Source organism: Klebsiella sp. KE9456, assembly GCF_043832615.1.
In the GTDB taxonomy this organism is placed as follows: domain Bacteria; phylum Pseudomonadota; class Gammaproteobacteria; order Enterobacterales; family Enterobacteriaceae; genus Klebsiella; species Klebsiella indica.
Map to the genome: position 1 here is coordinate 247,592 of NZ_JBDYQK010000002.1, position 13,652 is coordinate 261,243.

The window sequence follows — 13,652 nt, forward strand, 5'->3', positions numbered from 1 at the left end:
CCCCTTACTTAACGGTGGACAGCGCATCCTGCAAATATTGCGGTAACGCGAATGCCGCTGTGTGGATAGACGGATTGTAATAACGGCATTTGAGCGCAGTTTGATGGAAACGCGCCTGGATAATTTCACTGGAAAGGTGGCGCAGGGCTTCGTTATCCGTGGCCCATGCGAAGGTCATTATGCCGCCGTAATAGGTTGGAATCGCCGCCTGATAGAAACTCACATCGCGGAAGTAGTGGCTAAGCTTACGGTGGCTGTCAATAGCTTCGTCCTGCTGCAGGAAGCAGACGCCGTTCTGTGCGACAAAAATCCCGCCAGGATTCAGGCAACGTTTACAGCCTTCATAAAATGCGGAAGTAAACAAACTCTCACCGGGGCCGATCGGGTCGGTGCAGTCGGAGATTATTACGTCGAACGTTTGCGTTGTCTGGTTAACAAAATTGACGCCATCGTCAATCACCAGCGTAAAACGCGGATCGTCATACGCCCCGGCGTTATGGGCAGGAAGGTACTGGCGACAGAAAGAAACGACGCCCGCGTCGATCTCAACCATCGTAATGGTTTCTATACTGCGATGACGAGAGACCTCGCGTAGCATGGCGCCGTCGCCGCCGCCGATGATCAATACATGTTTTGCCTGACCGTGGGCCATCAGAGGAACATGAGTCATCATTTCATGGTAGATAAACTCATCGCGTTCAGTCGTTTGCACCACGCCGTCCAGCGCCATCACCCGGCCAAAGGCGGCGTTTTCGAAAATGATTAAGTCCTGATGCGCGGTTTTTTCATGATACAACACATTATCCACACTGAAATACTGACCAAAATGGTCGTGCAATGTTTCATGCCACAGCTCGTTGTCAGCCACAGGTCGTTCCTCCTTTGTTAACATCCGTTACCCCCATTAAAATGAGCGCAACATCATAGCCAACTATAGATGATGATGCACGGTGGATAAATCAGCAGGGGATACTCTGATGCCGGACAGTTAAGCCGTCGATCGGGGGATTCCGGTGAATAGCCTTGTCACGAACCGCCTTCTGGTTGTCGTCCTCGCGGTCAGGCCGATTTTCTAAGGAGGGTAACGTCTTGTGGCTACGTGGGGCCGAAGGTCATAAAAGTAAATGCTCACCGAAATAATTCAGATGGAATTAAGAGCCTATCCCGTTAGGGCTATTTTGCTTGTCATTTTGAACCTGGGCAGTGCTCAGAATCCTCACGTACTACGTGTACGCTCCGGTTCTTCCGCGCTGGCCGCGTTCAAACTGTCTGCGCCAATAACGCCTGGTGGGATAGGATCTAAGCTTCCGGTAAGTAAACAATATCGGGTTTTCGCCAAAACCACCGACAGGTCATCACTGTTGTGTGATTTAGCATCAAGTGGCTTCTGTAGTTGATGGATGGCTCAGACTTTGTGAGCTGCGGCCGGATGATATTTTCGGGCGGCTTGTCGGGGATGTTTCCGCGCTTATAGCGCCTGTCGGCAAGGATCAATACGCGCCTGCTCTGCTGCGTTGTCACAGGAATTATTGGCGATAATTATTTTACGTAAGCCAGCAAGCTCAGTGAATCACGCGCCAGCGCTTTGCATTTTTTACTGGTGGGGATTTTTATTCCGCGGAGGTCCCGGTAGCTGTCTTCGCCCAATGCTTTCATGTTGAAGCTATCATAATTGTTTAAATCCCACTGATTCTGCTGAGCGAAGAAGATCAGCGCCCGGCGGATTTGCGTGTTAGGCAGATTTTGATAACCGCAGTCGTTCTTCAGAAAGACAAATACTGCCGTTAAATCAGCCATATCTTCCGCTTCGGACTCGCTTAATGCATAGCTATTGGCGGAAAGAGTAAGCAGGCTGCCAAGCACTATTGTTCTGAAAAGCGTCTTCATTTTTTCTACCATTGGATCACGGACAAATAACGTTAGCATACTTCTTTATAGTACGCTGAGCTTTATTCTTACTCTTCTGCTTGACCTTCCAGCAACGGGAAGGTTTAAGCTTAAACATTCATCAGCAGAATGAAAGGATGTGAGAATGCAACGTCGTGAGTTTCTCAAATTAACCGCTGCGCTTAGCGTAACCAGCGCATTGCCGTTGTGGAGTCGCTCGGTTTTGGCTGCCGGTCGCCCGGCGCTACCGATACCCGATCTGTTGACTGGTGATGCGCGTAATCATATTGGCTTAACTATTCAGGCGGGCAAAACGCAGTTTAATTCTCACCTTACGACCACCTGGGGGTATAACGGCAGTTTGCTGGGGCCAGCGCTGCAGCTTAAACAAGGCGAAACGGTAACGATCGATATCCATAACCGCCTTCCAGAGGAGACTACCGTGCACTGGCATGGTCTGGAGGTTGCCGGGGAGGTGGATGGCGGCCCGCAGGGCGTGATTGCCGCAGGTGCCTCCCGTTCGGTGAGCTTTACCCCTACCCAGCGGGCCGCTACCTGCTGGTTTCATCCTCACAAGCATGGCAAAACCGGTCGTCAGGTGGCGATGGGGCTGGCAGGCCTGGTAGTGATTACCGATGAAGAGAGCGAAAAGCTGCTGCTGCCAAAACAGTGGGGGATCGATGATGTCCCGGTGATTGTACAGGACAAAAAATTCACTTCATCGGGCGAGATTGATTATCAGCTCGATATGATGAGCGCCGCCGTTGGCTGGTTTGGCGATACGCTGCTGACTAATGGGGCGATTTATCCCGAACATGCTGCGCCTCGCGGCTGGCTGCGTTTGCGTCTGCTTAATGGCTGTAATGCGCGTTCGTTGAATTTCTCCACCAGCGATAATCGGCCTATGTATGTCGTCGCCAGCGATGGCGGTTTGCTGGCTGAACCGGTGAAAGTTGACGAATTGCCGGTGTTAATGGGGGAGCGTTTCGAAGTGCTGGTGGATACCTCTGACGGTAAACCTTTTGATTTGATAACGCTGCCGGTGAGCCAGATGGGCATGGCGATCCCACCGTTTGATAAACCGCAGCCGGTACTGCGCATTCAACCGTTGGTGATTCAGGCTTCGGGTAAACTGCCTGATCGCCTGGCGGCTATGCCAGCGCTCCCCGCTTTAAACGGGTTAACGCAGCGGACGCTACAGCTTTCTATGGATCCGATGCTTGATATGATGGGCATGCAGGCGTTGATGCAAAAATATGGCGACCAGGCGATGTCCGGAATGGATCAGGACATGATGATGGATCACAGGGCGATGGGAAATATGAATAATATGAACCACGCGGGCACGGGGCATATGAGTCACGGTGAGGCAGGTTTTGATTTTCATAATGCTAACCGCATCAATGGTAAAGCCTTTGATATGAATGTTCCCATGTTTGCGGCGGCCAAAGGCCAGTATGAGCGCTGGGTGATTTCTGGTACTGGCGACATGATGCTCCACCCGTTCCATATCCACGGTACCCAGTTCCGTATCTTATCTGAAAACGGCAAAGCGCCCGCTGCGCATCGTAGCGGCTGGAAAGATACCGTGCGGGTAGAGGGCGATGTCAGTGAAGTGCTGGTGAAATTTGACCACGACGCGCCGAAAGAACACGCGTATATGGCGCATTGTCATCTGCTGGAGCATGAAGATACCGGCATGATGCTGGGATTTACGGTGTAGGATGTTATCGCCTGGGCCTGTCGTTCTGGTGAACGCGCCTGATGTGAACCATTAAAAAAGGCCGGATTTCCGGGCCTTCAGATTGCTGACAAAGTGCGTTCTTCCGGAATTGCCCGGCGGCGCTTCGCTTGCGCGGGCCTACGAAAAATCCATAACATGATGATATTATTGGTTTTACATGCCAGGTAAGGCGATAGCTGCCACCCGGCAGAAATGCGAGCACAATATCTAAATCAGGTTTGTCATTAGCCGCAAGGCCCGGTTTCCGGGCCTTGCGTTTACTTCTCGTCGTCAGGTAAAGCGTAAGCGACGATGTAGTCGCCCATCTTCGTGCCAAACGAACCGTGACCGCCGGCAGAAATGACAACATACTGCCTGCCATTCACTTCATAGGTCATTGGGGTTGCCTGGCCGCCAGCAGGCAGACGGGCCTGCCATAACTTCTCACCGTTGCTCATATTGTATGCGCGCAGGTAATTATCCGCTGTCGCACCAATAAACAGCACATTACCGGCGGTTGAAATGGGGCCGCCCAGCATCGGCATACCCAGGGTGAACGGTAGCTTAATCGGCATCGGGAACGGCAGACTATCCTGCGGCGTACCGATACGTTTTTTCCAGATCACTTCGTTAGTTTTCAGATCCAGTGCGGAGATATAGCCCCAGGCAGGCTGTTTGCACGGCAGGCCAAACGGCGACAGGAACGGATTCAGCGTCACGCCATAAGGAACGCCGTACTGTGGCTGAATACCGGATTCGGTGCCGGAGCCTTTGGCGTCTTTCGGCTGCTCCATTGGATTACCGGGGCCGCGAGGGATCAGTTTTGACACAAACGGCAGCGCCATCGGGTTAGCAATAGCGACCTGACGGTTCGGATCGACGGAGATTCCGCCCCATTCGAACATACCCAGGTTGCCGGGGAAGACCAGCGTACCTTGCTCAGATGGCGGCGTAAAAATCCCGTCATAGCGTAACCGATGGAAGATAACGCGGCACACCAGCTGATCGAACAGGGTGGCGCCCCACATATCTGCGCCGGTCAGATCTTTCTTCGGGCGGAAGCTCAGGTCGGAGAACGGCTGAGTTTTCGCAACATAGTCACCTTTGGCCGCGCCCTGCGGAACCGGTTTTTCCGGCGCCGGGACAACCCGTTCGCCGTTGCGGCGATCCAGCACAAAAATGTTGCCGGTTTTTGCCGGGGCGTAGATCACAGGAACGGTTTTGCCGTTAACGTCGATATCGGCCAGCGTTGGCTGCGACGGCATATCCATATCCCACAGATCGTGGTGAACGGTCTGATAACTCCACACCAGCTTACCGGTGGTGGCATTCAGCGCCACGATGGAGCTGGCATAACGTTCCTGTTCTGGCGTCCGGTTGCCGCCCCAGATATCCGGCGTGGTCACGCCCATGGGCAAATAGACCAGATCCAGCTTCGCATCATAGGCCGCTGGTGCCCAGGAGTTCGGCGAATTCAGGGTGAAATGATGTTCATCTGCCGGGATAGCGTTTGGATCTTTGGCACCCGGGTCGAATGCCCACAGCAGCTTACCGGTGTTGACGTCAAAACCGCGAATCACGCCCGACGGCTCGCGGGTTGAGAAGTTATCAGTCACAGCACCGGCGATGACAATGGTTTTGTCGGTAATAATCGGCGGTGAAGTGGGTTCATACATGCCTGGTGTGGTGACCGGCATATTGGTTTGCAGGTTGAGAATGCCTTTATTAGCAAAGGATTCACACGGCTTTCCGTTGTCGGCGTTGATGGCGAACAGCCGACCATCGTTGACCGGCAGAATGATACGGCGCGGGCAGTCTGCAAGCACATCGGCAGGCGTGTTATCTGCTTTGGCCTCATGATAAGAGACACCACGGCAGGTAACGTGCTGGAAGGACGGGTTGGCATTGAGCTGCGGATCGAAATGCCACTTCTCTTTCCCGGTGGCCGCATCAAGGGCGAACAGACGCTGATGAGCGGTACAGAGGTAGAGCGTGTCGCCGACTTTGATCGGCGTCACTTCGTTGGTGATTTCACCCGGATCGTTAGGCTGTTTGAGATCCCCGGTACGGAAGACCCACGCTTCCTTCAGGTTCTTCACGTTATCGGCATTGATCTGTTTCAGCGGCGAGTAACGCTGGCCTTCCTGATTACGGCCATATGCCGGCCAGTCGCTATCGGCAACATCGGAGATGGCTGCAGCGGGCGTCGCATCAGCGTTCAATGTACCATTGATCTCCTGCGGGTCGTTGAAGCCAGCCCAGGTCAGGATGCCGCCGCTGATCAGCAGGGCGATAACCAGTCCGGCCACCGCGCCGCTGGATGGAACAGGCAGACGACGCCAGACAAAGGGCAGAATAAGCCAGATGCCGAAGAAGACCAGGATATCGCTGCGCGGCGTCAGCGCCCAGAAATCGAAGCCAACCTCCCATACGCCCCAGATCATGGTCGCCAGCAGTAGTGCGGCGTAAAGCCAAAGTGCAGAACGCTTACCGCGGAGTAGCATAACGGTAACACCCAGCATCACCAGGCCTGCGATAGGGTAATACCATGAGCCGCCAATCGCGACCAGCCACACTCCGCCGATCAAAAGATACAGGCCACAGAACGCTGCAAAAAGTGCCGTCAGCGTCACGAGTCGCCGTGATTGTTGATTTTTTGTTTCTGCCATAAAAAAACACTCGGTTGTTTGTAAATTTTTAACTGCAATTAATTATAGGATTTAACAAGTGTGACCGATATCACAAAATTGGCTTTATTAATCCCTGCACCGTAAATTTCTTTTTACTGGTATACTGCGTGGCTTGCCGGTCAATGTCGGCTGCGATAGCAGCGGATTTGATGATTTATATTAAGAATCAAATGGTTAGTTTATGAAACATACTGTAGAAGTGATGATCCCGGAAACCGAGATCAAAGCCCGTATCGCTGAGCTGGGGCGTCAAATCAACGAACGTTACAAAGAGAGCGGTAGCGAAATGGTGCTGGTGGGGCTATTACGCGGTTCATTTATGTTTATGGCCGACCTGTGTCGTGAAGTTCAGGTACCGCATGAAGTCGATTTCATGACCGCTTCCAGCTACGGTAGCGGTATGTCTACTACCCGTGATGTAAAAATCCTCAAAGACCTGGATGAAGATATCCGCGGTAAAGATGTGCTGATCGTGGAAGATATCATCGACTCTGGCAACACGCTGTCAAAAGTGCGTGAAATTCTTAGCCTGCGCGAACCAAAATCACTGGCAATTTGTACTTTGCTGGACAAGCCAAGCCGTCGTGAAGTGGATGTTCCGGTGGAGTTTGTTGGTTTTGCCATCCCTGATGAGTTCGTCGTGGGCTACGGCATTGATTATGCTCAGCGCTATCGCCATCTGCCGTATATCGGCAAAGTGATTCTGCTGGACGAGTAAGATTTTACACGCTATCCCGGAGCGTGCTGCCGCTTATCCGGGATAGATGCAAGCGGGTGAGTTACCTGTGGCTGGCGTGCCGGCTTTTAATGTTGGAAATGCCCTGGCGATAGCGCTGTTCCAGCGTTTCACGGCTGACGGCGGTCACGTCAAGATCGCGTAACATCCCATCGTGGATACCGTAAGCCCAGCCGTGGATAGTCACTTTTTGTCCGCGTTTCCATGCCGACTGCATAATTGTGGAATGCCCCAGGTTGTAGACCTGTTCCATCACATTCAATTCGCAAAGGGTGTCCAGACGACGCTCTTCCGGCATGTCGCCCAGCAATGAGCTGTGTTTAAACCAGATATCGCGAATATGCAGCAGCCAGTTGTCGATAAGACCGAGTTCGGTATTTTCAACTGCCGCCTGTACGCCGCCGCAGCCATAGTGGCCGCAAATGATGATATGCTCAACCTCCAGTACGTCAACGGCGTATTGCACAACCGAAAGACAGTTCAGGTCGGTATGAATCACCAGATTAGCGACGTTACGGTGGACGAACAGTTCGCCAGGTTCCAGGCCAGTCAAACGTTCAGCGGGGACGCGGCTATCAGAACATCCAATCCACAGAAAGCGCGGTTTCTGCGTATGTGCCAGTTTTTCAAAAAAACCGGGGTCTTCCTCCACCAGCATTTTTGACCATAGTGCATTATTGCTGATGAGTGTATCTATATCGTTCATGGATGTTTACGGGCCTGTAACCAAGTAAGTGCGTTGCGCTAATATAGGTTAACCTTACCGTTTTTAAAACAACCCATCGCGTGTCAGGACACGAGAAGAGATATTTAATGACCATTGCTCTGGAACTAAAACAGCTGAAGAAAACCTACCCCGGTGGGGTTCAGGCGCTGCGAGGAATCGATCTGCAGGTTGAAGCTGGCGATTTCTACGCGCTCCTGGGGCCAAACGGCGCCGGGAAATCCACCACTATTGGCATTATCAGTTCACTGGTAAATAAAACCTCCGGCGAGGTCAATGTATTTGGCTATGACCTGCAAAAAGATGTGGTCAACGCGAAACGGCAGCTCGGCCTGGTGCCGCAGGAGTTCAATTTTAACCCCTTTGAAACCGTACAACAGATCGTCGTCAATCAGGCGGGCTACTATGGCGTTGAACGTAAGGTAGCCACTGCTCGTAGTGAAAAGTATCTCAAACAGCTCGATCTTTGGGAAAAACGTCATGAACGCGCGCGGATGCTCTCCGGCGGGATGAAACGTCGCCTGATGATTGCCAGGGCGTTAATGCATGAGCCTAAGCTATTGATTCTTGATGAGCCAACGGCGGGGGTGGATATTGAACTTCGCCGCTCAATGTGGGGATTTTTGAAAGATTTAAATGATAAAGGCACCACGATTATCCTGACCACGCACTATCTGGAAGAAGCTGAGATGCTGTGTCGCAACATCGGCATTATTCAGCGCGGTGAACTGGTGGAAAACACCTCAATGAAAGCGCTGCTTTCCAAGCTGAAATCAGAGACGTTTATTCTCGATCTGGCGCCCAAAAGCCCGTTACCGGTACTGGAGGGTTACCACTATCGCCTGGTTGATACCTCGACGCTGGAGGTTGAAGTGCTGCGTGAGCAGGGAATTAACAGCGTATTTACCCAGTTGAGTGCGCAGGGAATACAGGTGTTAAGTATGCGTAATAAGGCTAACCGCCTGGAAGAGCTGTTTGTCACGCTGGTACATGAAAGAAAAGGAGAATCAGCATGATACAGCTGTACTGGATTGCGCTGAAAAGCATCTGGACCAAAGAAATTCATCGTTTTATGCGCATCTGGATCCAGACTCTGGTACCGCCGGTTATTACGATGACCCTCTACTTTGTTATCTTCGGCAATCTGATCGGCTCGCGTATTGGTGAAATGCACGGTTTTACCTATATGCAGTTTATTGTGCCGGGTCTGATTATGATGGCGGTGATCACCAACTCTTATGCCAACGTGGCTTCTTCTTTCTTTAGCGCAAAATTTCAGCGCAATATTGAAGAGCTGCTGGTCGCGCCAGTGCCTACGCATGTGGTTATTGCCGGTTATGTTGGCGGCGGCGTCGCCCGTGGTCTGTGCGTCGGGATTCTGGTAACCGCGATATCGCTGTTTTTCGTTCCGTTTCAGGTTCACTCCTGGCTATTTGTTGCTTTGACGCTGATATTGACCGCAGTGTTATTTTCCCTTGCGGGCCTGTTGAACGCGGTATTTGCCAAAACGTTTGATGATATCAGCCTGATTCCGACCTTTGTACTGACGCCGCTGACCTATCTGGGTGGGGTTTTTTATTCTTTGACGCTACTGCCGCCTTTCTGGCAAGGGCTGTCGCACCTGAATCCTATCGTCTACATGATCAGCGGTTTCCGCTATGGTTTCCTCGGCATTAACGATGTGCCACTGGCCACCACTGTTGGCGTGCTGGTGGTGTTTATCATCACCTTTTATTTATTGTGCTGGTATCTGATTCAGCGTGGGCGCGGGCTCCGCAGCTAATGAATTCAGCAGTAGCGCTTCGCGGCCCATTAAGCGAAGCGCTATCAGGCAATCTTTGACTGTCATCACCGATATTCATCACTTTCCTTGTTAGATTGTTTGCTTGCTAAGGAGGGGGCGATGTTAGGTTGGGTAATTATCTGCCATGATGAACTGGCGCAGGAAATGCGGGATCGTCTGGAGAAAAAGTTTGGCCCTCTGGCGCAATGCCGGGCGGTGAATTATTGGCGTAATCTCAGCAGTAATATGTTGAGTCGCATGATGTGCGATGCGCTGCATGAGACGGACAGCGGCGAAGGGGTGATTTTTCTTACCGATAAAACCGGCGCGGCGCCTTATCGTGTGGCAGCGCTGATGAGCCATAAACATACCCATTGCGAAGTGATCTCCGGGATTAGCTACCCCCTGCTGGAGGAGATGTATCTCCTGCGCCAGACGCTGAGCAGCGCGGCCTTTCGTCAGGCCATCGTCAGCGCCGGCGGCCCTGCCGTCAGCAGCCTTTGGCATCAGCAGCAAAAAAATCCGCCTTTCCGGCTGTTGCATGAGCCGTACGGGAATTAAGCATTGGTATTGATAGCGCTTTTGTTACAATGATAACCGCCTTTGTTTACCGGTTCGATACGCATGTTTGCCCGAGTTCTTGCTTTACTTTTCCTGTTTATGTCACTTAGCGTTTCCGCCAGTCTGCTCACTCCGCAGAGTGCCTCTGTTCGTTACATGCAAACCACGGAAAATGCCGATATCTGGGCGCAGGTTGGTCATCAGGTGGTGAGCGTGGGCAACGTAAGGGCAGGGCAAATTCTGGCGGTGATGCCGTCAGCGGCTGATTACGACACGTTTAATTTTGGTTTTGCGACGGGTTTTATTGATAAAGGGCATCTGCAGCCGGTGCGGGGCAAACGGCGGGTTGAAGATAGCCTGGGTGACCTGAACAAACCGCTGAGCAATCAAAACCTCATTACCTGGAAAGATACGCCGGTCTATAATGCGCCTTCTATCGGTAGCGAGAAGTTTGGCATGCTGGCCAGTAATTTGCGCTATCCCATTATTAGCAAGCTTAAAGACAGGCTGCATCAAACCTGGTTTCAGATCCGCATCGGCAACCGGCTGGCATGGGTGAGTAGCCTGGACGCGCAGATAGACAATGGCATTCCAGTGCTCACTTATCATCATATCCTGCGTGACGAAGAAAACACCCGATTCCGCCATACGTCGACCACCACCTCCGTACGCGCCTTCAGCAACCAGATGACCTGGCTACGCGACCAGGGTTATACCACTCTGAGCATGTATCAGCTGGAAGGTTATCTGCACAATAGCGTGAATCTTCCTGCGCGTGCTGTCGTTATTACTTTTGACGATGGTCTGAAGTCGGTCAATCGCTATGCGTATCCCATACTCAAACGGTATGGTTTTCATGCGACGGCGTTTATTATTTCGTCACGCATCAAGCGCCACCCACAGAAATGGGCGCCGAACTCGTTGCAGTTTATGAGCGTTTCTGAATTAAAACAGATTCAGGACGTCTTTGATATCCAGTCGCATACGCATTTCCTGCACCGGGTTGATGCACATCGCCATCCGATCCTGCTCAGCCGCAGCTATCACAATATTTTGTTCGATTTTGAACATTCGCGGCGGGCGCTGGCGCAGTTTAATCCGCATGTAATCTATCTTTCTTACCCTTTTGGCGGCTATAACGCGACGGCGATCAACGCGGCCAACGACGCCGGTTTTCACATGGCGGTGACGACGGTGAGAGGAAAGGTCAAACCGGGAGATAATCCGTTCTTATTGAAAAGACTCTATATTTTAAGAACGGATTCACTGGAGACCATGTCGCGGATGATTAGCAACCAGCCGCAGGGGTAAATCAGGCAACCTGCACCGGAATCGCTTTTGCCTGGCGCTTCATTTCATTGTCGCCTTCAAAATAGGCGATTTTCGGCTGCCAGCTGCGGGCCTCTTCGTCAGGCATAGTCACGAAGCTGGCGATAATCAGAATATCGCCGACGCTCGCGCAGTGCGCCGCCGCGCCGTTGACGGAAATTATTCGCGAACCGCGTTCCGCGGCGATGGCGTAGGTGGAGAAACGCTTACCGTTGGTCACGTTCCAGATATGAATGGCCTCATTCTCAAGAATGCCGGATGCATCGAGAAAATCCTGATCAATAGCGCAGGAGCCTTCATAGTGCAGGTCGGCCTGCGTGACTTTAACGCGGTGGAGTTTGCCCTGCAGCATATTACGAATCATAACGTCTACCTTTAAAGCTTATTGATAACAAAGCGGATGCGGCACCCGCTTTGAGGAAATTCCAGGCAAGTATTGCCCGATTTTTAACCCCTGTCTACCGGGCGAGCGTCACGATCTGGTTGTCGATCAGTCGTGCCTGGCCGAGCCATGCGGCCATCAGGATCACTGCCCGTTTACTGGTTTCTGTCAGCTCAAGCAGCGTGTCGGCGTCGCGGATCTGAATATCATCGGCACGAAAGCCTTTCTCGTTCAACTCCTGAGCCGCGATGGCAATTAGCTCATCAGGATTACGCGCATCGGCTGCCAGTTTTTCTGCCATGTTGCTCATTACCTGATGCAGCCCCGGCGCAATTTTGCGCTGATCGGCGCTGAGATAGCCGTTACGCGAGCTCAGCGCCAGGCCATCTTTGGCGCGTATAATGGGTACGCCGATAATCTCGATGTCATAGCCCATATCGGCCACCATCTTGCGAATCAGCGCCAGTTGCTGGAAATCTTTTTCGCCGAAGCAGGCGACATCCGGCTGTACCAGGTTGAACAGCTTACTGACGATGGTGGAAACGCCGCGGAAGTGACCCGGACGGCTGGCGCCTTCAAGCATGGTCGACAGGCCGGGAACATCAACGTAAGTCTGGTTTTCGGTCCCCAGGGGATAGATTTCCGCCGGGGCCGGCGCGAAGACAAAATCGACGTTACGTTTATTCAGCTTTTCGCAATCCTCCTGCAGCGTGCGCGGGTAGCGCGTTAAATCATCGGCGCGATCAAACTGCATTGGGTTGACGAAAATACTGACTACCACAATGTCCGCGCTGGCTTTCGCCGTCTCCACCAGCTTCATATGGCCCTCGTGCAGGTTGCCCATGGTGGGAACCAGCGCAATGCGTTGACCTTCCTGGCGTAAACGACGGATATGCTGACGCAGCAGCGGCAGGGTTTCAATAATCAGCACAACAACACTCCTGTAGCGCTAAACCTTATCCCCGCCTGGCGGGCGACAGGTTCGTATGGTCTGATAACCCGGGTAAGACGATGACGCCGCCACCCGGGGATGCCTGAGAAATTTAATGGAAACTGTGTTCATCTCCCGGATAAACGCCAGCCTCTACTTCGGCAATATATTGCCGCACCGCAGCGCGCATATCGCCCGCCGTGCTAAGGAAATTTTTGGCGAATTTCGGTATATGGCCGCCGGTAATACCGAAGGCGTCATGCATCACGAGGATTTGCCCGTCGGTAACGTTGCCTGCGCCGATGCCGATCACCGGGATGCTTAGCGTTTCAGTGATGCGTTTCGCCAGCTCGACCGGCACGCACTCCAGCACCAGCAACTGCGCGCCAGCCGCCTCTAATGCCAGCGCATCATCAAGCAAAACTTGCCCGGCATCGCCGCGTCCCTGGATTTTGTAACCCCCGAAGACATTCACCGACTGGGGCGTCAGGCCGAGATGTCCGCACACCGGTACTGCGCGCTCGGTAAGCATTTTTACGGTATCAGCCAGCCATGCGCCGCCCTCGATTTTCACCATATTGGCCCCGGCGCGCATCACGACAGCGGCGTTCCCGAAAGCGTGTTCCGGTGTGGCGTAAGCCATAAACGGCAGATCCGCGAGCAGCAGGCAGTTCGGCGCGCCGCGACGCACCGCACGGGTGTGGTAGGCGATATCTTCTACTGTCACTGGCAGAGTGGAATCGTGGCCCTGTACCGTCATGCCCAGCGAGTCTCCGACCAGCAGCACGTTAATCCCTTCGTCTGCAAACAGCTTCGCAAAGCTGTAGTCATAGGCGGTGATGGTAGCGAAGCGCTTCTTCTCCTGTTTGCATTTCTGCAGCAGGGCGATAGTCGTCGGTTTCATAA

13 protein-coding genes are annotated in these 13,652 nt (G+C 52.7%); 6 read left to right on the top strand and 7 right to left on the bottom strand.

Translation table 11 applies throughout. The features are described 5' to 3' along the window. Positions 1-4: 4 nt before the first annotated feature. Both speE and ABK821_RS03350 read right to left on the bottom strand, forming a co-directional pair. Positions 5-868: a polyamine aminopropyltransferase gene (speE, locus tag ABK821_RS03345; RefSeq protein ID WP_343177924.1), complete on the bottom strand. Its 864-nt coding sequence runs from the start codon at positions 866-868 to the stop codon at positions 5-7. A gap of 671 nt (positions 869-1,539) precedes the next feature. After that, positions 1,540-1,887 (bottom strand): YacC family pilotin-like protein, encoded by a 348-nt coding sequence (locus ABK821_RS03350; protein ID WP_138361986.1) that lies wholly within the window; start codon positions 1,885-1,887, stop codon positions 1,540-1,542. 145 nt (positions 1,888-2,032) lie between these two features. Between ABK821_RS03350 and cueO the strand changes: the two genes are divergently transcribed. Continuing rightward, a complete protein-coding gene (gene cueO / locus ABK821_RS03355) occupies positions 2,033-3,610 on the top strand; it encodes a multicopper oxidase CueO (RefSeq protein WP_343177923.1) in 1,578 nt (525 codons plus the stop codon). 278 nt (positions 3,611-3,888) lie between these two features. Here cueO and ABK821_RS03360 read toward each other — a convergent pair whose 3' ends face one another. Beyond that, entirely contained in the window at positions 3,889-6,279 is a 2,391-nt protein-coding gene (locus ABK821_RS03360; RefSeq protein WP_308561852.1) for a glucose/quinate/shikimate family membrane-bound PQQ-dependent dehydrogenase, read from the bottom strand. Between the two features lie 202 nt (positions 6,280-6,481). On the opposite strand from ABK821_RS03360, the gene hpt reads away from it, so the two are divergent. Next, a complete protein-coding gene (hpt, locus tag ABK821_RS03365; RefSeq protein WP_138361989.1) occupies positions 6,482-7,018 on the top strand; it encodes a hypoxanthine phosphoribosyltransferase in 537 nt (178 codons plus the stop codon). A gap of 61 nt (positions 7,019-7,079) precedes the next feature. On the opposite strand, the gene can is transcribed toward hpt, so the two are convergent. Beyond that, positions 7,080-7,742 carry a carbonate dehydratase gene (gene can / locus ABK821_RS03370; RefSeq protein WP_138361990.1) on the bottom strand — a complete coding sequence of 221 codons (663 nt, stop codon included), beginning with the start codon at positions 7,740-7,742 and terminating at the stop codon, positions 7,080-7,082. 107 nt (positions 7,743-7,849) lie between these two features. Between can and ABK821_RS03375 the strand changes: the two genes are divergently transcribed. From ABK821_RS03375 to ABK821_RS03390, 4 genes are all read left to right on the top strand, one after another. Then, positions 7,850-8,776 (top strand): ABC transporter ATP-binding protein, encoded by a 927-nt coding sequence (locus ABK821_RS03375; protein ID WP_138361991.1) that lies wholly within the window; start codon positions 7,850-7,852, stop codon positions 8,774-8,776. Continuing rightward, on the top strand, positions 8,773-9,543 hold the full coding sequence (locus ABK821_RS03380; RefSeq protein WP_138361992.1) for an ABC transporter permease: 771 nt from the start codon (positions 8,773-8,775) through the stop codon (positions 9,541-9,543). The genes ABK821_RS03375 and ABK821_RS03380 overlap by 4 nt, the downstream gene beginning before the upstream one ends. A gap of 120 nt (positions 9,544-9,663) precedes the next feature. Then, complete coding sequence (locus tag ABK821_RS03385) at positions 9,664-10,104, top strand: PTS sugar transporter subunit IIA (protein WP_138361993.1); 441 nt, start codon at positions 9,664-9,666, stop codon at positions 10,102-10,104. A 57-nt stretch (positions 10,105-10,161) separates the two neighbouring features. Beyond that, a complete protein-coding gene (locus ABK821_RS03390; RefSeq protein ID WP_138362059.1) occupies positions 10,162-11,415 on the top strand; it encodes a polysaccharide deacetylase family protein in 1,254 nt (417 codons plus the stop codon). A 1-nt stretch (position 11,416) separates the two neighbouring features. On the opposite strand, the gene panD is transcribed toward ABK821_RS03390, so the two are convergent. From panD to panB, 3 genes are all read right to left on the bottom strand, one after another. Further along, positions 11,417-11,797 (bottom strand): aspartate 1-decarboxylase, encoded by a 381-nt coding sequence (gene panD / locus ABK821_RS03395; RefSeq protein ID WP_138361994.1) that lies wholly within the window; start codon positions 11,795-11,797, stop codon positions 11,417-11,419. 94 nt (positions 11,798-11,891) lie between these two features. Beyond that, positions 11,892-12,746 carry a pantoate--beta-alanine ligase gene (panC, locus tag ABK821_RS03400; RefSeq protein WP_142502997.1) on the bottom strand — a complete coding sequence of 285 codons (855 nt, stop codon included), beginning with the start codon at positions 12,744-12,746 and terminating at the stop codon, positions 11,892-11,894. A 112-nt stretch (positions 12,747-12,858) separates the two neighbouring features. Next, on the bottom strand, positions 12,859-13,650 hold the full coding sequence (gene panB, locus ABK821_RS03405) for a 3-methyl-2-oxobutanoate hydroxymethyltransferase (protein ID WP_138361996.1): 792 nt from the start codon (positions 13,648-13,650) through the stop codon (positions 12,859-12,861). Positions 13,651-13,652 lie beyond the last annotated feature (2 nt).